General features: G+C 50.3%; 16 protein-coding genes, 1 pseudogene and 3 other annotated features. Of the genes and pseudogenes, 2 read left to right on the top strand and 15 right to left on the bottom strand.

Features of this window, described 5'->3' with window-relative positions:
• The first annotated feature begins 10 nt into the window (after positions 1–10).
• Positions 11–156: a sequence feature (23S ribosomal RNA rRNA prediction is too short), on the top strand.
• A gap of 19 nt (positions 157–175) precedes the next feature.
• Positions 176–335, top strand: a sequence feature (23S ribosomal RNA rRNA prediction is too short).
• 19 nt (positions 336–354) lie between these two features.
• Positions 355–617, top strand: a sequence feature (23S ribosomal RNA rRNA prediction is too short).
• 427 nt (positions 618–1,044) lie between these two features.
• The 15 genes from LEPIL_RS01995 to LEPIL_RS01930 all read right to left on the bottom strand — a co-directional run bounded on the left by LEPIL_RS01995 (position 1,045) and on the right by LEPIL_RS01930 (position 18,974).
• Positions 1,045–1,419 (bottom strand): nuclear transport factor 2 family protein, encoded by a 375-nt coding sequence (locus LEPIL_RS01995; RefSeq protein WP_002769441.1) that lies wholly within the window; start codon positions 1,417–1,419, stop codon positions 1,045–1,047.
• 368 nt (positions 1,420–1,787) lie between these two features.
• Entirely contained in the window at positions 1,788–2,507 is a 720-nt protein-coding gene (locus LEPIL_RS01990) for a YIP1 family protein (protein WP_002769439.1), read from the bottom strand.
• On the bottom strand, positions 2,504–3,316 hold the full coding sequence (locus LEPIL_RS01985) for a hypothetical protein (RefSeq protein ID WP_002769437.1): 813 nt from the start codon (positions 3,314–3,316) through the stop codon (positions 2,504–2,506). The genes LEPIL_RS01990 and LEPIL_RS01985 overlap by 4 nt, the downstream gene beginning before the upstream one ends.
• A complete protein-coding gene (locus tag LEPIL_RS01980; RefSeq protein ID WP_002769435.1) occupies positions 3,313–6,432 on the bottom strand; it encodes an efflux RND transporter permease subunit in 3,120 nt (1,039 codons plus the stop codon). The genes LEPIL_RS01985 and LEPIL_RS01980 overlap by 4 nt, the downstream gene beginning before the upstream one ends.
• 2 nt (positions 6,433–6,434) lie before the next feature.
• A complete protein-coding gene (locus LEPIL_RS01975; protein ID WP_002769433.1) occupies positions 6,435–9,572 on the bottom strand; it encodes an efflux RND transporter permease subunit in 3,138 nt (1,045 codons plus the stop codon).
• The gene (locus LEPIL_RS01970) at positions 9,572–11,011 is read right to left on the bottom strand and encodes an Ig-like domain-containing domain (RefSeq protein ID WP_169314788.1); all 1,440 of its coding nucleotides are present in this window, start codon (positions 11,009–11,011) and stop codon (positions 9,572–9,574) included. Before LEPIL_RS01970 ends, LEPIL_RS01975 begins: the two co-directional genes overlap by 1 nt.
• A gap of 65 nt (positions 11,012–11,076) precedes the next feature.
• On the bottom strand, positions 11,077–12,582 hold the full coding sequence (locus LEPIL_RS01965) for an Ig-like domain-containing domain (RefSeq protein WP_179117354.1): 1,506 nt from the start codon (positions 12,580–12,582) through the stop codon (positions 11,077–11,079).
• Between the two features lie 50 nt (positions 12,583–12,632).
• Positions 12,633–13,979, bottom strand: a complete 1,347-nt coding sequence (locus LEPIL_RS01960; protein ID WP_169314787.1) for an efflux RND transporter periplasmic adaptor subunit — start codon at positions 13,977–13,979, stop codon at positions 12,633–12,635.
• 65 nt (positions 13,980–14,044) lie between these two features.
• On the bottom strand, positions 14,045–15,535 hold the full coding sequence (locus LEPIL_RS01955; RefSeq protein ID WP_002769429.1) for a TolC family protein: 1,491 nt from the start codon (positions 15,533–15,535) through the stop codon (positions 14,045–14,047).
• A gap of 9 nt (positions 15,536–15,544) precedes the next feature.
• Complete coding sequence (locus LEPIL_RS01950; RefSeq protein ID WP_002769428.1) at positions 15,545–16,216, bottom strand: tetratricopeptide repeat protein; 672 nt, start codon at positions 16,214–16,216, stop codon at positions 15,545–15,547.
• Positions 16,217–16,243: 27 nt separating this feature from the next.
• Complete coding sequence (locus tag LEPIL_RS01945) at positions 16,244–16,456, bottom strand: hypothetical protein (protein WP_002769426.1); 213 nt, start codon at positions 16,454–16,456, stop codon at positions 16,244–16,246.
• Entirely contained in the window at positions 16,453–17,073 is a 621-nt protein-coding gene (locus LEPIL_RS01940; RefSeq protein WP_169314780.1) for a hypothetical protein, read from the bottom strand. Before LEPIL_RS01940 ends, LEPIL_RS01945 begins: the two co-directional genes overlap by 4 nt.
• The gene (locus LEPIL_RS24160; protein ID WP_425528185.1) at positions 16,998–17,489 is read right to left on the bottom strand and encodes a formylglycine-generating enzyme family protein; all 492 of its coding nucleotides are present in this window, start codon (positions 17,487–17,489) and stop codon (positions 16,998–17,000) included. The genes LEPIL_RS01940 and LEPIL_RS24160 overlap by 76 nt, the downstream gene beginning before the upstream one ends.
• Before the next feature lie 130 nt (positions 17,490–17,619).
• Positions 17,620–18,303, bottom strand: a complete 684-nt coding sequence (locus LEPIL_RS01935) for a hypothetical protein (RefSeq protein WP_143464612.1) — start codon at positions 18,301–18,303, stop codon at positions 17,620–17,622.
• An 8-nt stretch (positions 18,304–18,311) separates the two neighbouring features.
• The gene (locus tag LEPIL_RS01930) at positions 18,312–18,974 is read right to left on the bottom strand and encodes a hypothetical protein (protein ID WP_002769418.1); all 663 of its coding nucleotides are present in this window, start codon (positions 18,972–18,974) and stop codon (positions 18,312–18,314) included.
• Between the two features lie 287 nt (positions 18,975–19,261).
• Here LEPIL_RS01930 and LEPIL_RS01925 point away from each other — a divergent pair, with 287 nt between their 5' ends.
• Positions 19,262–19,822 carry a hypothetical protein gene (locus LEPIL_RS01925; protein ID WP_040918148.1) on the top strand — a complete coding sequence of 187 codons (561 nt, stop codon included), beginning with the start codon at positions 19,262–19,264 and terminating at the stop codon, positions 19,820–19,822.
• A 37-nt stretch (positions 19,823–19,859) separates the two neighbouring features.
• Positions 19,860–20,200 (top strand): annotated as a pseudogene (locus tag LEPIL_RS23645) (hypothetical protein); the annotation flags it as partial.

The following is a 20,200-nucleotide window of genomic DNA, read 5'->3' as shown; positions in this document are numbered from 1 at the left end:
TAACGGAGGCGCCCAAAGGTTCCCTCAGCACGGCCGGAAATCGTGCGTAGAGTGTAAAGGCACAAGGGAGCCTGACTGTGAGAGGGACATCTCGAGCAGGGACGAAAGTCGGGCTTAGTGATCCGGTGGTTCTGTGTGGAAGGGCCATCGCTCAACGGATAAAAGGTACTCCGGGGATAACAGGCTTATCGCGCCCAAGAGTTCATATCGACGGCGCGGTTTGGCACCTCGATGTCGGCTCGTCGCATCCTGGGGCTGGAGCAGGTCCCAAGGGTTTGGCTGTTCGCCAATTAAAGCGGCACGCGAGCTGGGTTCAGAACGTCGTGAGACAGTTCGGTCCCTATCCGCTGCTGGCGTTGGAGATTTGAGGGTATCTGTCCTTAGTACGAGAGGACCGGGATGGACGAACCTCCGGTGCACCGGTTGTCGCGCCAGCGGCATAGCCGGGTAGCCATGTTCGGTGTGGATAACCGCTGAAAGCATCTAAGCGGGAAGCCCTACCCAAGATTAGATCTCCCTGGCCGCAAGGCCCTGAAGACACCTCGAAGACTACGAGGTTGATAGGCTGCAGATGTAAGTGTGGTAACACGCTCAGTCGAGCAGTACTAATATGTCGTGAGGCTTGACCATATTACTCTGGACTCTTCGACAGAGTCCGGTGGTGCAAGGCCCGTCTGCTGATCGCAGACGATTACGATGCATCTCATCCCAGAACCCCGCCTCGTGCGGGGTTTTGTTTTTTCTAAGAAGGCCCGCCTCGTGCGGGGGCGGCTTCATGCGGGCTTTTTGTATTACTGGGCGGCCTCGTGCGGGGTTTGGCAATTTATGGGACGGTGTGGAGGCGGTTTTGTATATTGGATGCTGGGGGGATTGCTCCTATTCGACTATTGACGGTCATCAGTCGACCGGAGGGGCATAGAATCTGTATGATATGCAATCGGTAATATGATGTCGACCTAGTTTGAAGTTGAGAAGTTGCTCCATTGCGGCCGGTTCGATGATGGTTTCTATCTCTACGAATGCGAACACTGCCATATCTTATCTTCAATTGTTTGCGCGCAAAGCCGACAAATCAAAAAACACTTCATTTCTGATGATTCGGCCGTCCTGTAGCTCGACAATATCCAATCCGAATTCTTCCACGATTTTGTTGCCCACCGGAATTCGGGCCTTCCATTTTAGAGTAAAACCGTTCGTTGTCTCAAACACTTCGTCGTGGGTCCACACCCAATCGGGATTGCGTTTGAGTAGCAGCTTGAAATAGACCAAAAGTTTGCGGCGACCGGTGATGCCCTTGGATGCCGTGGGGTCGCGGTAAAAAACATCCTGGTGGTAAAAGTCGATTAAATTGTCCGGCCGGTTGCCGGTCCAGGCGGGCAACCATTGGTTGCAGAAGTCGACGGCTTGCTTTTGGTCCATTGGACCGGTGTGGTATGGGGTGATACGTGAACAAGGATATAGTGATATTTTCCGGAAAATTCGATATACGGCTATCTGTCAACCGGCACTCAAAATGACCCGTCCCCGGCACGGATAGTGGCTCACCCTCCGCTCCAGGTTTCATTTTCCGTTATGGTTTTTTTGACTCCCGTTTCGGTTTCCTGCCGAAATTTTCCAGACGATAGGATTTCCTTGAATAACGGAGGGGACCGGAGACTACCTACACCTTAACCTTCTTTCCCGTCAGATCATGAATATTTCAGGAGGCGCCGCGAGCACGGATGCCGTCAACAACGGTGCTTCGATAGCGTCACCACGGATGGAATGCTGCTCCGGCTATGACAGCGTCATGGCCGGAGCAGCAGTAGCATGCTGGCCGATGAATACACCGCAAACGTTGAAAGCATGAACAGGATGAGGGGCGAGATATACGTGAGTATGGCCCGCCCGATATTCTGCTGATACAACGTCCGAAGTCCCTTCAGCCAGAACAATGCGTCTATGCACCCGCCTGTGATTATGAGTACGCTTCCGATAAGAAGCATAGGGCATGAGAAAAAGCCGCTACCGGGTCGCGGCACGCAGGGAAAAGCCGCACCGAGGATCGCGCTGATTCCCGTTGCCAGAGCGAACGGTAGAGCTGCATAGAGGGCAAGGGCCTGTGTTTTCTGAATGGATCGTTCATTTTCACCGAGCATGATCAGAAAAAGATGCCGGATGGATCCGATAGTAAGTGGCGCGACTGACCAGAAGATCGGGAAGGCGAGCTGAGACCACGGAAGATAAGCGTTTGCATGAGGCGCCGTACCTGTGAGACTGCTGAAGGCCAGATTGCTCAGTCTGATGGCATTCAGGTTTATGACCGTTACCACGAAGAGCATGATTGTTATGGCTGTCCAGAGAAGCAGCGAATCTTTCAATGCCTGCACGAAAAAGCGGTGATTCTTTTGATTCTCAGCAAAGAACGTAGACGGTGATCGTCGTAACTGAAGTATTCGTGTCGTCGATTCGGCGAGCACGGACGGAATATATCTTCTCTGTAGCATTTGTTCGATTTGTTCGATCATCGGTTTGCCTCTCTGTAATAGGCCCCGGTGGCCTCTTGAATTGTGCGCGTCATCTGCGCTCTTTTGATTGCAATGATTTCGTTTCGCTTCCGTATGCGTTCGCTCTGCAAAGCGGATCGGATGGATTGCAGGGCGACCTCTTTTTCGATCCCGGCCTTCGCGTATCGATCCCCGTTCTTTTTATACAACGCGTGAACGTCGGCTTCGTGGATATCTATGCCATATTTTCGCTCCTCAACGGTAAGATTCGTGAGCACGAAGTAATCGGCAGCGGCCTGGCGCAGAACGGTTTCGAGAAAGAGTCTGGCCTCGGGTGTATCGAGCTGTCCGCTTTCGATCGCAGCATGCAGAAGCAGATCATTCTCAAACTGTGAGCGCTGAAAGGCCGGTAGAAAGTCCTGGCTGGACGTCGAATCAACAGAAGCCGGATGAACTGAACTCAGGGCCGCAAAGGAAGCGACGATCTGCGAATCGGGAACGGAGAAAGCGCCGATTCTGTAGCGAGCCGAGGCATCATGCTGTGTGAAGCGATCAAAGTAGGCGCGCAATAGCGAGGTCGTTGATGCAGGTCCTGGCTGACGTAACGAGATAACCCAGAAGCCGACAATAGAGATCAATAGAATCAAATAGAGCGGCGCCTTTGAGCGAAAGGCGAATCGTCGGAAGCGATCCATAAAGCTCATACTGGCTCCGGTGTCCGGGGTGTCATCGACATCGGAGTAGAGAGCCATCGGGTTCTCAACGGGTATAATGGGTGCGGCTGCCTCTTCCGGTTTTCTTTTTGTTTTTCGAGCAACGGGTGTTTTCATACGATCTCCTGTTTTGAGCGGGTCTTCTGCATGTATGTGAGGAACGGAATAATGAAAAGAACGGCAGGCATTGAAAAGAGAAGCCCTGAGGTTACTGCAACGGCCAGGGAATTCCAGAGAGCGCTCTGTGATCCCGTATCGAAAAGCAACGGTGCCATGCCGAGCACCGTCGTGCTCGTGGTCATCAGGATCGGACGCAGCCGGCGAAAAGAAGCGTGCATGAATTGATCGATCGTTTGAAGTGCCGACTGTTCAGAGCGGATCTCAGCGAGGATCAGAATAGCGTTGTTAACGACGATGCCTCCGAGCATGATCAGACCGATGTAGATGCTGATGTTAAGCGGTCGATTCAGGATCAAGAGCAATAAAAATACAAAGGAGAGGGAGATGGGAATCGAAGTCAGAACGATAAGTGGATCGACAAGATTCTCAAATAGAAAAGCAAGAAGCAGATAAACAAGAACGACGGAAAGGATAAGACTGGCCGCCATTTGCGACTGGTTAGCCAGCATTTTCTTATAGGAATCGCCGAAGGCGGCAACAGTTTCAGGAGGTAGCGTACTTTTATCGATAAGATCCTCGATTTTTACAGCAAGGCTGGTTGTTGTGCCCGAGTGAAATTGCAGGAGAATGCTGATACTGCGGCGCCGGTTGTTGCGGTAGATGCGCGTTTCGCTTTCTTCGAAGGCGGGACGAACCAGAGCCTTTATCGGGGCCGGTGTTCCAGGCAGCTGAAGTTCGAGAATGTCGTCGGGTGTTTCGATCAAGCCGTCTTTGGCCCTGACGCGCACATCGATCTCGCGTTCCGATCCTGGTGTACTGTCATAGTATTTCGTGATTACGTTACCCTGTATTAGCTGCCGCAGGGACCGGCCGATGGCCGATGTGCTGACTCCATGCATTTCGTTTTTTACTGTATGAGGATACAGGGCGAGATCCTGTCTGCCGTCCCTGAATCTAAGGATGACTCGGTCTACTTCGGGAATTCGACTTTGAATCGTGTCGGCGAAGGCCTTTGCAAACTGCTTCATTGCACCTATATCTTCGCCGTAAAAATCAAGCTCAAGCTCAGCCCCCCCGGCGCCTTCCGCACTGCGTTCAAAATGAACGTAGCCGTCAGAGTTTCCGTCGGTGATGGATTGTAGCTCTTCGATGGTTGTCTCTGCACCGGATTCCCGATCTATCTTTATCGTCAGTGTGGCATGAGAGCTTTCGATCTTCGAATTGATCTCGCGTATGGCCGGGTGCTTCGCGATCTGCCTTTCGATATTCTCTACGATCGCTCTTGTTTTCTCGAGATGAATGCCAGGATCGAGATCGACGCTTGCCTCGATCGTATCGCTTTCCGTTCGAGCCATGTATTCCTTCTCTGCCAGAACGAAAAGGATGGGAGCGGCAAGTATGGAGCCGCCAATGAGAGCGACCGCCCATTTCTTTCTTGTTGCTATCTGGCAATAGATTGCAATCCATCGCTCAGTTTGAAGAATTTTCAATTCGCGGATCTTGTTGATATGATCTGATATTCTCGAACGCATCATCGCTATCAAGCGATGCTCTCCAATGTTTGCTGATGCCCAGTTCTGGCGTTCGGTCATCGGAAATATCGATTGATAGCGCGCTACTCGTAAGAGAAATACCGGTAGAACAGTGAGCGAGAAAATCATTGATGTCAAGAGTGACAGACTCACCGTCAGCGTGAAATCACGATAAAGAGCGCGTGTTTCGTGATCGGCGAATAATAGAGGAATAAAGACGATGATCGTACTCAGCGTTGATGCGATGACTTCTCCGCGTACGGACGCCGCTGCGCGGCCAATCGCATGCAGAATTTCATCTGCCTGGTTAGACGATATTACGAGTGTTTTCGCCGAGGCCTCGCAGACGACTATGGAGGCATCAATCAGCATGCCGGCACCGAGCGCCAGGCCGGAAAGGCTCATAACGTTCATCTCAATATCGAAAAGAAACATCAAGAAGAACGTAGTAAGGAGCGATGCCGGGATGGCGATGCCGATGACAAGCGTGAACCCGACACGTCGCAGAAAGAAATGAAGGACGGCGACGGCAAGCACTACTCCGCCAATACAGGCCGAGATTACCTGCGAAATCGCATCTTTGATCTGGCTGCCCTGATTGTAAACCGTATGTGTCTGGATTTCTGAGAAGCGCTTCGAAATGACGGCAAGCTCATTTTCGCATTCATCCGTTATCGAAAGTGTATTTGCATCACCTGCCTTTTCGATATATAGAGATATGCGTTCTTTGCCGTTGCTCAAGGAAAGGCTCGTAGGATCTCGCTGTGAATCGAGAACCTGTGCGAAGGCGGTGAAAGGAATCTGCGGGCGATTCGAATCTTGTTCGCGCGAAGACGGCTCCATTGGCACAAACAGCCTTCCAATTTCCTGGATCGAACGCAATCGTGAATCCGCGTAGACGAGCGATCGGCCTGCATCAAGGCGTCCGGCGGGAACAAACATATTCCCGTCATCAAGTGAGGAGGGAACCTGCTCCGAAAGCTGGAGTGCAACAAGTCTGTGTGGATCAATCTGTAACTGAATCTCTCGCTCTGAACCTCCGCCGACTGAGACCTCTGAAACGCCCCGGATGCGTTCGAACGCCGGTTTGATCTGGAATTCGACAATCTCACGTAATCGCTTGAATTGTTCGTCGGTTGCTTGAGCAGGAGAGAATGAAACGATGAAAACGGGCCTATTCGACGGATCGTATCTCAGAACGGAGGGTGGCTCTACTTCGCGAGGGAAACGATCTTCCAGTTGAAATAATTTTTCGCGCACATCCAGCATGCGAATATCTACATCTGTATCGGGGTAGAAGACGAGATGCACTCGTGACTCCCCGTCGCTTGAAGACGACAGAATTTTTTCTATGGAAGGGATGTCACGCATCTCCCTTTCAATGGGAATTGTCAGGATACGTTCGATAGTGTCGGACGAGACTCCCGGATAACGCGTCAGAATGGTCACACCCGGACTTGCAAGGTTTGGGAGCAGGCCCAGTGGCAGGCGAAAAATGGAGACGACTCCCAGCAGCGACAGAGAGCTTACGATCATGGAAGCGGCAACAGGTCGGCCTAGTAGCTTTGAAAAACCCGACATGATCAAAGCCTCCGACGTCCGTTGCCCTTGCGATTTGCAAGCATCTTTTCGACCTGATAGTATATGACCGGGAAGCAGATCAGGGTCAGAACGGTGGACATGGTTAATCCGCCGATGACGACGACGGCAAGCGGGGCTTGCATCTCAGCTCCCGGGCCGATCTTCAGTGCCAGAGGAAGCAGGGCAAGGACGGTGGTCAACGTGCTCAAGAGAATCGGTCGCAGGCGTTCCCGACCTGCTTCGTTCAGTATCTCTGGCAGCTGCCGGAGTCGTTCCGCTTCGGGAACGCCTTCAAGGCGCGCCGATATACACTCATAGAGCACGATGGCATTGTTAACAACGATGCCTGTTAACATAACGAGCCCGATCGTCGACTGAATGTTGAGGGTGTTTCCGGTAAGAAAGAGCGCCAGGGATGTCCCGGCAAACATCATAGGAATGGAAAGGATCAAAGTGAACGGATGAATGAGCGATTCGAACTGGGCGGCGAGAAGCTGGTAGATCAGAACGCTTGAGAGCAAGAAGGCGAGCCCCAGATTCTTGAGTGAATCCATCGTCGCCTGATTGGTTTTCTGAACTCGAATCTGAATGGCCGGATCAACGGACTCGAGCTCTTCTTTGATGATGAAGAGATCATCCATCAAAGACGCCTCTTTTTCGCGAGCCGCTTCGATTTCAAGGCGTTCGAGCCGGCGCTGATCCTCTCGCAGTATGGTCTCGAATCCGACTGCATTGCGAGATGTGATGAAGGAGCTGAGCTCGACCATGCGACCATCTTGTAAAGAGGCGGGAATCTGTTTCAGATCGCCCGGTTCGGAACGGTCTTCCTTGCGGAAACGAAGGCGAACGTCAATCTCTCGATCCTGCTCACGATAGATCGTTGATACCTCGCCAAAGACTGCCGATCGTAGCGCCAGGGCGGCGTCGCGTACAGATAGCCCGAGTGCTGCAAGTCGCAAGCGATCGAGAGTGATGCGAATCTCTGGAATGGAAGGCTTTGAGGATCCGCTGAGATAGAGAATGCGCGGATCGGATGCGATTCGGCTCTGTACATGATCGGTCACGGACCGAGCTTTTTCTCTCTGAGCGGCTTCAGTATCAAATTGTATCTTTCTGTCGCTTCCAAGAAGGGTCTGCAAGATGTCTCCCTGTATTCGAACTTCGCTGCGCACACCGGGGATCTGTTCGACAGTCTGTTTTAAAAGATGCAGGTATTCCGAAGCATCAACGCCTTCGTTTAAGTAGATCAGCGATTCTGTGTGATGGGGACGCCTCTTGCCCGTCATCTTCGTTTCGGTATCATCCTCTTCCATGCCGATTACCGTGGTGATATCGCGGACCTCCGTAGCGGATGTATCGAGAAGATGCCTCTGTAGATTAGCTATGAAGGCTTCGGCATCGTCGATAGCCGTCCCTTCTTGCAGGGTCAGTTTCATCTCGATCACCCTCGCGTTCGTGGCAGGGAAAAGCTCCCTGTCGAGAAAATAGAGAAGGGCTATGCCACCGATACTGAGCGCTGCAATCGTAGCAAAAAATCGACGATTGTTAAACAGGAAGCGTTGCAGGATCGTCGTATATTTTTCTTGCAGCGAATCGATCAATGCATTCGCATAACTATAAGTCGGTTTCAAGTATGAATCAAATCTGTGGAAAACATGGTCGATAGAAGCGGAGGGCAGGGCGGAGAGCATGGGAATCAGCGTCAACGATACAAGCAGAGACCCGACCAGCGAGAATGTCACCGTAAGGGAAAGATCTTTAAAGATGGCTCCGGCGATGCCTGGAACGAATAGGATGGGAAGGAACACGACAATGGACGTTGCTGTTGATGCGAGCACCGATCCCGAAACGGCTTTTGCTCCTTGTATAGCGCTTTCAGCGAGCTGACCCGCCCTTTTTTCTCTGATCTGTTGAATGGACTCAATGACGACGATCGAGTTGTCGACCAGCATACCGGTTCCGAGAGCAAGACCTCCCAGACTGATGATATTAACCGAGATGCCCGTAAGAAACATCATTAACAACGTAAAGAGGACCGAAACTGGAATGCTGAGTACTATAATCACCGATGTGCGAATGTCTCCCAGAAAAAAAAGAAGGACGGCAAAGGCGATGATGGCGCCGAGCAGGGCAGACATGATGACGGAATTGATCGATTCGACGATATGATGGGAGCTATCGTTCAATATTTCGAATGTAATGTACGCACGGAATCGATTGTTGATTTCGAGAAGCGCAGCGGAGATGTTGTCTGCCGTCTGAACTGCGTTTCTGTCAGGCTCTTTCCGTATCAGTATGAGGATGACGGGCTGTCCGTTATGAACGGCAGTAGCCGTTCTCTCTTTGAAACCGTCAGCGATGGTTCCGACTTTGAACAGAGCCACGGGAGCTCCGTTTTCACCGACGGCGACGATGGCGTTTCTTATGGATTCGACGCTATCGAACTCTCCTTTTACCTTCACCTGATATTCATGTTTTCCTTTTTTTACGGCTCCGGCGGGGAAGGTGTAGTTGGAGGCATCGAGATTCTGGCCGATGCGCGAAAGCGTGAGATTATACGAACGCAGTTTATCCCTGTCGATATTAACCTGTATTTCGCGACGAAGCCCGCCCTGTATCGAGACCGATGCCACCCCTTCGATTCGTTCAAGAAGAGGGCGCACATTCCGTTCAATATACTCTCTGGTTTGTTCAAATGTGAGCTGAGAGGTCGGACGGGCCACAAGCGTCATGATAGGTTCTCGTGACGGATCAAATCGGGCAATCATGGATTTTCCCGTATCCTGAGGTAGAACGGATCGGGCAAGATCGACCTTCTGTCTTGCCTGGATAATGGCGCTATCGGTCGAGGATCCCCATTCCAGATCGACATGAACGATGGATAACCCTTCTTGAGAGATTGAGCGTAGTTTACGGACTCCGGGAACGGCGCTGAGCGCGTCTTCAACAGGGCGTGTGACAAGATTCTCGATTTCTTCTGCCTGTACGTTTGAGTAGGGCGTGATGACGCTGATTCGGGGGAAGGCGATATCGGGGAAGAGATTCACCTTTAATCGAGATGAGCCGATAACGCCCAGCAACAGTATCGCGGTAAAGGCCATCGAAGTGGCGACCGGACGTTTTACACAGAATGCAATCATCAGTAACTCACATAGACGTGAGCATCCTCGCTCATCGTATTTCCGTTTATATCGCGCGCGCCAGAATCACCGCCCTCTACTGTAAAACGCATAATCGGAGTCTCTCCGATGCCTTTGGGTGGAAACACGCCGGATAAATGGATAATCATCACGCGGTTATCAGCAAGGTCCATTTCCAGATCATGGACCTGAAGCGATATGAGATCGCCGGTCGGATGAAGCACGACCGATGTCGAGAACGAATCGACAAGAGAAGCTCGGATCATTTCATTGTTAAATAGAAATCGGAACTGCAGCACACAGGTCTTCGCTCCATCAGTGAGATTGTCATCGATCCATTGCGATGTATCGACGAGGTCCATCGGTTCAAGCGCCGTTAGCGGAGCGCCTCGACTGGCATTGTCCGTACAGGGAATGGAAGCGGCCGTAGAGGCGAACTGCCTTACCTCGATGAGGCGGGGCCGGACGGAATCAGGATGGTCGGTCAGGAAGGGGAATTTGGCGGTTCTTTCAAGGGAGTTCCCTTCAAGGTCACGGGCCGTCGAGCCTATACGGATTTCATAGCGTGTCTCGGGCTCAAGCAGCGTCGAAATATGCACTTCTTCATCCGAAACCCAAGTGAAAAGCAGTGATGCGGCTGGTGAAAGCTGGATGGAGTCTTCAACGGAAATCCTGTTCATCGCCTCCGAGAATCGAATCTCGATTGCATTCGATTTATGAATCCCGGCTACGAGGAGATTTTCCGTCAGAGTCTGTGTCCCCGATCGAACTGAGAGAACACCGGGAGCGATAAAATCTGAGCCCACCGTGAAGGCAATCGTGGCCTCATTCATCAATTTGTTTCCGGTCGTATCGGTAAGACCTTGATTCAGTGTGATGCGTATGGTTCCAACAGGCAGTGGATTTGAAGGAGTTAGAACAATATCCGCTCCGCCATTTTCAAGAGAGATGACGTAGCCGAAAGCGGGGGATACCTGTAGACCATCGGCCAATGAGCTAAAGGCGATCGGTTCTGAGAAGGTTAACCGTATCGTCGAAGCGGGGGCAACGTCGAGAGCTCCGGAAGTCGGAGTAGACGATAAGAATCGGGGCGCATCGACATCGTTGCCGACGTAAAAGTTCACTACATGATCAGAGCCGAGATCGACTCCTTCTTCGGACTCTGCGGTGGAAGAAAGGCTGAGTGTGTATTTGCCGGCTTTGAGCGGCGACCGTGATTGGAACGAGAGTCGGCTCCATTCCCAGTTGAAGCTGCCTTCCACCTGGCCTGTACTGGAACTCAGACGGAATGCATCCTGCGTCTTCTGTTTGTCCATGGGCATATTGAAAAGGATGCTAACGGGAGTTTCCGAGGGAAATCCGGCAACGCCATCGAGCGGCGTTGTCGATAGCACCACCGGCTTCGCCGGGGTCTTACCTGGAAAGAGAAGTTTATCCATGTCCATTTCCGAGTTGCACGCTATTGTCAGGCAGATCGGGATGAGAAGCGCCATATTCAGCATTCTCATGGTGTCGCCTCCACTCTGAAATTCAGGATGACCGAATCTTGCATGTATGTAGGATTTTCACCGAACTGGATTACGGAGCTCAGGGATCGGTGATTCAAACTCTTCCCTCCGTTCAGCCTCAATCGATATTCATTTCCTTCGCCTAATCCTCCGATTGTCAATACGACTCGAGCATTTGAAAGCGGGCCGTTATTCTGTAGTGCAATTCCGAGGATTCTACCCGAAGCAGGATGCGAGCCAAGAACTCGACTGATGGAAATGGATTCCGGCAAAGAGGCCGGGTCAAGAGAGTGAGAGAAATCGAAAGTGAACTCGCCATTCGCTCCGGAAGAGCCCGATGTCGCCAGATCGGAGCCTGATATCGTAATAACTGTTGTCTTATCCGGTGATGGATCGATCGTCTGAATAGAATCAGGAGAGGTTTTTTCTGCATGGACCAGGCGCAGGTAATTGGAATTAATCGCACCTGATGCATTGCTTACGGTGAAATCTATGTGATAGGCCTCAAGAAGAGCGTTGGATGCCGTATCTTTCGCCGCAGTGGAAACACTGAGACGATAAGAGGTTTCCGGTCTGAGGTCGGGATCCGGGGCGATCGTCAACTGGTCAAAAGTGGAGGACCACGTTCTGCGAAGGCTAACACTGCTACCGTCCTCTCGTTGAATGAGACTGATCGCGTTTTCAGTATCTGCCGGACTCATGGCTTCTGAGAATGTAATGATGAAAGGACCTTCTTTCTGAACTCCATCGTATTCGTTCGTAAGCGGACTGATCGCTCCCTGCTCTCGAATTTCCAGAATCGTCGGACGAGTCAGATCCTCTCCGGTTTGAAATGAGAAAGAGAGGGGGGCATGAAGTACAATGCCCTCTCTGTCATGGGCCGATGTACCAAGGCTGACGCTGTAGCGCATAGGTGACTGCAATTCACTGTAAGGCTTAAAGGTCATGATCGTGTCGTTAGTATCCCATGTGAATCCTCCGTATGTGGAAGGATTCATACTGAAGGCCTTTTCGACGGACTGCCTGTTCATGGGGCGCGAGAATGTGATGACAATTGGGCTACCGGGCGAAACGGCCTGACTGTTCGCCGACGGAGTGCTGGAGAGGACGACCGGTGCTTCAATCGTGGAACCCGAGATGAAATGCACAATAAAGTCCGTTTCCAGTGGTGCGTTATCTGTAGACTTAGCAGATCCGGTCACTCGCAAAACGAAGGCAATACCCGGGTCAAGCGGCGTAATGAGGTCGTAAATAAGTCTGTTTCCGATCCAGCGAAATTCACCGGATGTATTACCGGTGCCTGAGAGTGAGAAGGCCCGTTCTGTACTGAACGCGTCCATCTCGCGATCGAAGTCCACATAGACGGGAAGAGCAGGGTCATAGACTCCATTTTCTTCAGAGGGATTGGAGGAAACGATCCTGGGGCGCGACGATGCAGGGGCCTCAAAAAGCGGGGATAAAATATCGTTCGGGCTTCGGTTGCAGCTAAAGACTGCAGTCATAACAACCGGCAGAATTACGGTGAAAAAGCCCGGCTTCATCCTGGAGGTTTTCATGGCGTAATCGTCCTCGGTTTAACCTGCGTGCCCTCTTTCAGATAGGCCACTCCCGAGACGGCAATGCTTTCTCCGGGTTCGAGCCCGGAGAGAAGCTCTCGTCCTCCTTCAAAGCGCATGCCGACCTGAACGGACCTCCGAAATACCCTGCCATCCTGGACGACAAAAACGGACGTCTCGTAGGGTTGCGGGCTGTTGTCGTCAACAGGATCTATAAAGGCGGATTCCGGGACAAGCAGCCCCTTTCGTCGCTCGGTCGTTTCTATCTCACAGCGCACAAACATCCCCGGAGCAAGGCGACGATCCGTATTCTTCACGTGAACGCGTACTTCAGTGGTGCGAGTGGCAAGATCGACAACCGGTGAAATGAGCTTAACCTTGCCGGTGAATGATTCTCCGTTGAGAGCATCTACTGTAAAGGTGACGCTCTGTTCTTTTCGCAGATAGGGGATGTCGTTTTCGGCAACGTTGGTTGAGACAAGTAGCTCGTCCATCCGAACGACGGTGAATAGCGGTTCCGAAACCTTAACCTCTTCACCGATTTCAATGGAACGGGACGCAATCACTCCGTCAATGGGGGATCGTAGAACGGTTTCTTCAAGCAGGCGACGCAGATTTTGAACTTCAATGAGGGCTCTCTCTTTTGATTCGCGAGCGACTTCAAGGTTGCCCTTCTCAACCTCTGTATTGAAATCAACAAAGGCCGCTGTCTTAGCCGCTGTGTCTTTTAGAATGGCTTCATCGATTTTGATACCATTCTGTTCGAGATCGGCCGTTCGGAATCCGACCATCTCGATTTGATGGCCTTTTCTTGCCTGATAGTAGCGACTCATACCGTTCAGATATTGAGCATGCAGGGATTGCAGCTCTTTCTTCGAAATGCCGCCCATCTTATAGATTTCGACTTTGTTCAGAAGCGCCTGTCTCGACTGAATAAACTGAGCGCGAGCCTCGACAATGCCGGCCTGTGACGATTCGATCTGTTTCAACCGTCGTTCAATGTTCCGGCGGGCCTGGCCATACTGTGCCGCTGTTAACTTTTCCTGCGCAATAGCGGATTTCAGTGCAGCCTCTGCCTGTCTCAACTGTAGCTCCATCTCCAGACGTTCGAGCCGGGCAAGGGCCGTTCCTTTCTTTACCTCTTCGCCCTGATCGAAATCGTAGGATTCTAATCGTCCTGGAATTCGGGCACTTATCGAGGCCTTTTCGAGAAATGTGATCGTTCCGGGCGCTTTAATGGAGTGTCCGAAATCCGATTCGGATAACGTTACTGTTTCCACTTCCGGAGTCAGCCGACGGGCTTCGGGTGAAGAGGTCTTGCGTTGAAAAACATATGCTGTCACCAACCCTGTCAGGAATAGCAGAAGGATTTTTTTCCAATGTGCTCCTGCGGCGGATTTAATTGCATTCATATGTTTTCCTCCATCAGCTCCGGTATCGGAAGCAGGTTCTCATTCTCGGGAAGTTTTGTCGCCGGTCGCCAGATATCATTGTCTTCCGCTTCACGAATCGGCAATTCTCCAAGTTCGCCGATTTTTAATCCCAGGGATAATTCCATCCGGTAAATGAACAGGGCATAAGCAAAGCGCTCCTGTACAAGGGAAAGCCGCGCCTGCTGGAGTTGTATTTCCTGTTTATTGAATTCATCCAGAGATAGATCGCCGTCCCGATATAAGCGCTCACTTACTTTGAATCTCTGTTCTTTAATGGCCGTTGATGAATCAAGAAGACGGAGGGAAACACGACGACGATTGTACTCATGATTCAGAGCACTCAGCTCATTTCGTATGGCTTGCTCTATTTCCTTCAGTTTGTCCTTTGCACGAAGCAGCTCGATCTGATTGCGTAAATGAGGTTCTTCGTATCCGGGTTTATCATAGATCGTCGCATTAGCGCCGCTTGAATAACCCCTGGAAGTTTCCTGAGCGGAATTGAGGTATCGATAGTCTGTGCTTACCGTATTTCCGAATATGTTCATCGTTACGTTGATGCCGACTCCCCATTCTGCGCTCTGAGGAGGCCAGTCATTGCCGCTCTTACCGTAGTTACCGGTTAGAGAGACCGTGGGTAGAAAGTGGTATTCTGTGATCTTGAATTCCCGGTGTGCTCTATAAAGATCAAGCCTGGCTTTTCGAATGTCAGGACGACGTTCAAGTGCCCGGGCTACCATGGATTCGCTGTCAATTGTGAGCTGCTCCGTCCCGGCCGCTCGAAAATCGAGTTTTTTCAGTATCAATGTCGTTTCTTCAGGCAGGCGAAGCATGAGCTTGAACGAGGCAAGCCTGGCCTGGTAGTTGGCTTTTTCGGCGAGCAATTCCATTTTACGCTGATGGAGCTGGTTTCGGATCTCAAGTATCTCAAGCATAGCGATATTCCCATTACGATACTCCACTTCGGAAATCTCACGGAATCGTTCGTATTGCTTCAGAGATTCGTTAAGAATGGAAACATTCTGTTCGGCTTGCAAGATCTCGAAATAGTTCTGTCTGACCTGTAAGCGCAGTTGTTCTTTCGTTTCTCTCATCTTTTCGGTATGCAGCACCGAATCAATCTGTGCAATCTCGTGGGCAAGAACTGACCGTCCGCCATCGTAAATTGGCTGTGAAATGCTGAGTTGCACTGAATTTGAGCCTGTATCGAAATCACGCTGAGCAATAGTGCGATTCCGTCTGTACGACAGGCTCAAGGTTGGAAAGAAGTCCCTGAATCTACTCAGTTCGTTAATCTGTGTCAGTTCCGATTCGAGTCTGAGCGTCTGCAACGTTACACTGTTTTTTTCCGCCAGTGCCTCGATATCTTCTATCGAATAGGATGTTGTCGAATCCGCAGATAGATTCGCACAGCAGCTTATTAAGCAGACAATCACCGCACAATGGAGTTGGACGTTCTTAGCTTTCATAAACAGAATTCAATCCCTGGTCTTTCTGGGGTCCGATTCAGCAGAGATACCGTTCTTTTTTGTCCAGGCGATATCTTCCGGATAGAGATTGAGCTGTTCAACGCGTTTGAAATGCCTGGAAGCGCGCTCCTCCATTTTTAACCCCTGAAGAACGGTGCCCATATGCAGATGTATTTTGGAAAGCTGATATTCCACTGCAAGCGCCCTCTGGTATGAAAGGAGTGCCTCCTGGATCTTTCCCTGACTTTCAAGACATCTTCCAAGGTAATAGTGTGCCGCATGGTTTTCCGGATCCTCTCTAAGGATTGTGCGGAAAATCTCGGCCGCTTCTTCCTGGCGTTTTGGATCTGACGCCACGACTCTTCCGAGCCACATCAGTGCATATGGACTCTCGTGTTCACCCGTCAGCCGTCGCAATGTTGACTCACTTTTCTGAAATTCTCTTGTGAAGAAGTAAATGCGTGCCAGCAGCACGGCCACTTCAGTGGAATCTTCATATCTTTCCGACAGAGGCTCAAGGATTTCACGCGCGTCGTCGAATTTTCGATCTGCATAGAGGGCCTGGGCATTTTCGAATACGGCAAGCTCCTCCTGACTCAATTCTGCACGTCCACAGGACATGGGTATGAGTATCATTCCTGTGAGCAGGAGAATGAATAAACGATGTGTATTGGGTTGCATATGTATTCCCTCTCTATTTCAGTAGTCTTATTCGGGCAAATTCCGGCAGACAGGCCTCTCCGGCGTTTCACGGCAATGCGATTCCAGATAGTGAATATACCTGGCCATGTCTTTCTCTGTCTCACTATCGATCGGGAGGCTTTTACCCGATCCTGTGAAGGTTGCTAAGGAAGCTACGGCAACTATGAACGAAAGCAGCGTTACTGCACCGGCAAACTGGTTAACCGTCAGTTTCTTCATTTTGAACCTTCTTGAAATGCCGAATGGAAATCGTCAGCAAAGCGTTCAGTTAGATTGAAGACGGAAAGCAGATTGTAGTCTTTAAGCTCGGTACCATACAATCGAAATTCGCCTACATGTTTACCCGTGCGTGCATCGTAAACGGATATGGCCAGCGAGACACTGGTTAGGTCTGCAGGTATTGCGAACTGTGTGGTTTCCTGATAAACTCCCTGGAACAGAAATCGCTCTTTGATTGAGCCGGCTAAGAGCAGGACTTCTTTGTCGCTAAGCCTCCGCGTTTGGGGTAGATCTTTCCCTTCCAGAAGGCCGGAATAATCTCTGAGATCCGTAACCGAGAATCCGCGTGACTTCAGGTGAAAAACTATCGACGACATCAGGTTCGTTCGTGTCTTGCGTGAGTCGCCAGCGGCCTGGATGTCGAGGTAGCCTATGTTGATAGTAGGTTCTGCGCCCCGATTTCTTTTCCAGAAGTTATCGTCGATGGTTCGATATCTCTTGTATGGAGAGCAGGACGTCAGAATGACCAATAGGATGAATGTTAACCATTTCCGCAGCATCGAAAACCTACCTGTGGTGATCTTGAATTCGTTGATACGATCTGTCTCGTAAAGCAATTGGCTTCGTTTCCACTCATATAGCTGCCGCCGGCGACGATGCCTGATGTGGGAGAAACATCAGACTCTACCCACTCCATGGCGTTACCGATCATGTCATATATCTGACCATCAGAAAGACATTCGCGGTGACTTCCCGTAGGGCTCAGACCTTTCCCGGATACATTGCAACGTTCTCGAAAAAAGCGAGAGGCGTAGCCGTAAGCCAGACGCGATGTTCCGAGGCATGCCTGCAACCACTGTCCTTCGCTGCAAAGGTTTTTCCCGAGTGATTTGCAGATTTCTCTCGCTTCACCCAGAGTGACTGATGTCAGCGGATCCTGATTGGGAGCGGAAAAATACAGTTTTCTCTGCAGGGACGTCACTTCATAGCGATCAATCCTGAAAACCGATTCGGGCGTGAGGACCGGGACCATGTTAGCGGAAGTCGCAGAAAGATCTATGCGATTATGCGGCTGATCTTTAGTGACGTCCCCCGAGCCCGTGCTCGAACAGGCGGTAAGTACTGTTATAGTTAAAAGCAATTGGACGGTTAACACCAGTCTGTTATTGCTTGTTTGAGCTACTGACTTCATTTATTCGGGTCTCCTTGAAAACAATATTGGTATACTGTCCTTCGGGTATGCCGGTCTGCTTTTTCGCCAGTGCCAGAGCTTCTTCTCTGGACGGAGCTTTTATTGGTATGTGATATGACAGCGGAATAGGTTTTTTCTCACCGTTGTCGCGAATGATGATTTGAATCCAGTTTTCACCATCAATTATCCCATTTACCACGGACGAAGCGGACAGTTCGACAGTGCACTCATGGGGCATGAAGAGTACCGTGTACTCATTCTTTTTTGTTTCGATGGCCATTGTCGGAATCCAGCTCCGGATTCTCAGCGTTCTTATATCGCTTATCCTTATCTGTCGAACTCCTTCTCCGCTGGCATCGCGAAGATGTAGCGAGTCCTGATAAAAGTAAGTCAGGCCAGAAACTTCTTGCTTCCCCTCACCTGATAGAACCGTGATTATAAAGGCGGTTTCTTCCTGCGCTTTGACTCCTGTCGTTTCTTCCTTTGGGTCTGGATTACTTTCTTTTGATATCTCTTTGTTGAGCCCGATTTCACTTTCAATCTGTCTTAGAATCTGCTGCTCGTCGATGTCATCAGATCCCGGTGCAAATTGTTCGGGAAAGATGGACGATGACCAGATTGTCAGGATTGCGCAACAGCTGATTGTATACGACATATATTGTTTCATTGTATTACCTCGATTGGTGGGTTTTTGCTGAGAATCTGCTGTTTGATCCTGGAATATTCAATGATTCTTTTCTCGGCGATGACTCGCTCGATAGCGCTGTTGATTGTTGCAGAAAGATCGGTTCTTTCTATATGCCTGTTCTTCAATTCCGGGTCGCTGTTTATGAAGGAATCTATTGCATGTTCGTCATCTTTAATAGATCGTAGTCGGCCAGACCATGAAGCCTCCTGAGAGAGCTTGTAGTAATAGTATTCTTCCAGAATTTTTTCGAGTCGCGGCAGTATGTACTCTCGAGCATCTGGAGTATTGAATATGTCGTTCTTTAGACCTTCCTGTATTGCCAGTCTTCTAAGCATGAGTGCAGTTAGAGCAAGGCGACGGGAGTTAAGGGGTAATTCGCTTATTTCTTTTCCGGTAAGAACGGTGAGGTTTTCACGTGCGAAATACGCCTCACTCTGTCGAATCTCGTATTCTCCGGATTTGGCTAAGACGGGACCGTATGATGATGAGTTCAGCAGGTCTCTGTACATGTCTGGAATGGTTTCATGTTTACACGTGGCCATAAAGAATATGACTATTGGATAAATATATAGGATATATTTTATTGTCGGTACCTTATGTGTAGGTATTTTATTTATGCGATATTGGATAGTATACATGTGTTTACTCTTTGCCCCTGTTGGTGGAGAATCCTGTCATCTATATGAAATCTATCGGAAATCAGCAGATCTAAATTGACATACTGCTTATTATCTCTTTCCCTCTGTCGTATTAGTTCAGGGGTGGGTCTTTTTTCTCAAAAAAAATGGCCCTCTGGCTTTTTTTTTAATGTGATATTTTTTGCCCGCAGCGCAGGAGAAAAAAATTGACAGATTGTTCGGTCCGTTTTTAGCTGCTTTCGGATCGGTTGAGCAGAATGAGGCAGTTTGTCCAAAATAGGCTTCAAGTGTTTGAAGCACTGACCCTTTCATTATTGCTGGTGGTGTTTCTTATTCCGGTCGGCCCTGTCATGCTGCTTGAAATCCCCGGGTCGACCGGCCTTTCGGTAACGGACGATCTGCGACCTCGCCTGGATTTGGGCGTGCCCGTAACCGAATCAAATTCGGCTGTAAACGACCGGATTTCCGGGTCGCTCTCGTCTTCGACCTCCTGGGAACTGACTGAGGAAGAGGTTATCATCGAGCTTTATGTCGCGCACTATGATGCGAAATCCAAACAGCATGCGGAAGCGTCTATTTCCTCATCAAGACCTTCGAGGCAGGGTTTCGAAGGCCAGAAAGCAAGCGTAACGGGCATTTCCAGCGGATCATCGGGTGGACTGGTCGTCGGTTTTATCGACCGTGGTGCAATGTGGTTGGTTGGCATCAGGCAAATCTTTAACCCGACAGAAGCGGGCAGAAATAGCATATTATCGTTGAGTTATTATTCGATCCGTCAGGGTTATTCAAATCCTGATGTTGCTGATAAGATATCGGTCATAGCAAAGGTGCGGGGGTTCTCTGTATAGAGGCCCCCGTTTTTTGTTGATGAGAGGGGAGAACGGTATGAACTTGAAGAAGAATGGATCAACGTCGAAGACGCTCATGAGTCATCGGGCGCGATTTCGGCGATGGGAACGATGGACTGCTTCTGTCGTACTTCTGTCGTTATTCTATTCATTTTTCTTGCCGTCTTCTCGTCTGCTTTCCGATCCGCGCTTTCGCGAGTTTCAGGAGCGCGGCCGTCCCGAGACGGAGAAGTATATCAACCGTGCGAACCGTCTTACAGAAGAACAGAGCTGGACGAACTACGTTGAGACGGGCGTTGCGCATGAACAGGCCTTATGGGAGTCCGAGGCTTTAGAAGAGATACGCAAAGAGCTGCGGCAACAGGAGCAGTCCGAGGT

Source organism: Leptonema illini DSM 21528, assembly GCF_000243335.1.
GTDB classification, from domain to species: Bacteria; Spirochaetota; Leptospiria; order Leptospirales; family Leptonemataceae; genus Leptonema; species Leptonema illini.
Note: the sequence above shows the minus strand (reverse complement) of the source record. Positions and strands in the feature narration are given on the sequence as shown.

Excerpts from the sequence above, each read along its gene's own strand:
- LEPIL_RS01975 (WP_002769433.1), bottom strand. The coding sequence starts at position 9,572 with ATGATTGCATTCTGTGTAAAACGTCCGGTCGCCACTTCGATGGCCTTT.
- LEPIL_RS01955 (WP_002769429.1), bottom strand. The coding sequence starts at position 15,535 with ATGAAAGCTAAGAACGTCCAACTCCATTGTGCGGTGATTGTCTGCTTA.
- LEPIL_RS01985 (WP_002769437.1), bottom strand. The coding sequence starts at position 3,316 with ATGAAAACACCCGTTGCTCGAAAAACAAAAAGAAAACCGGAAGAGGCA.
- LEPIL_RS01990 (WP_002769439.1), bottom strand. The coding sequence starts at position 2,507 with ATGATCGAACAAATCGAACAAATGCTACAGAGAAGATATATTCCGTCC.
- LEPIL_RS01950 (WP_002769428.1), bottom strand. The coding sequence starts at position 16,216 with ATGCAACCCAATACACATCGTTTATTCATTCTCCTGCTCACAGGAATG.
- LEPIL_RS01930 (WP_002769418.1), bottom strand. The coding sequence starts at position 18,974 with ATGTATACTATCCAATATCGCATAAATAAAATACCTACACATAAGGTA.
- LEPIL_RS01965 (WP_179117354.1), bottom strand. The coding sequence starts at position 12,582 with ATGACTGCAGTCTTTAGCTGCAACCGAAGCCCGAACGATATTTTATCC.
- LEPIL_RS01935 (WP_143464612.1), bottom strand. The coding sequence starts at position 18,303 with ATGTCGTATACAATCAGCTGTTGCGCAATCCTGACAATCTGGTCATCG.
- LEPIL_RS01995 (WP_002769441.1), bottom strand. The coding sequence starts at position 1,419 with ATGGACCAAAAGCAAGCCGTCGACTTCTGCAACCAATGGTTGCCCGCC.
- LEPIL_RS01980 (WP_002769435.1), bottom strand. The coding sequence starts at position 6,432 with ATGTCGGGTTTTTCAAAGCTACTAGGCCGACCTGTTGCCGCTTCCATG.
- LEPIL_RS01970 (WP_169314788.1), bottom strand. The coding sequence starts at position 11,011 with ATGGATAAACTTCTCTTTCCAGGTAAGACCCCGGCGAAGCCGGTGGTG.
- LEPIL_RS24160 (WP_425528185.1), bottom strand. The coding sequence starts at position 17,489 with ATGGTCCCGGTCCTCACGCCCGAATCGGTTTTCAGGATTGATCGCTAT.
- LEPIL_RS01945 (WP_002769426.1), bottom strand. The coding sequence starts at position 16,456 with ATGAAGAAACTGACGGTTAACCAGTTTGCCGGTGCAGTAACGCTGCTT.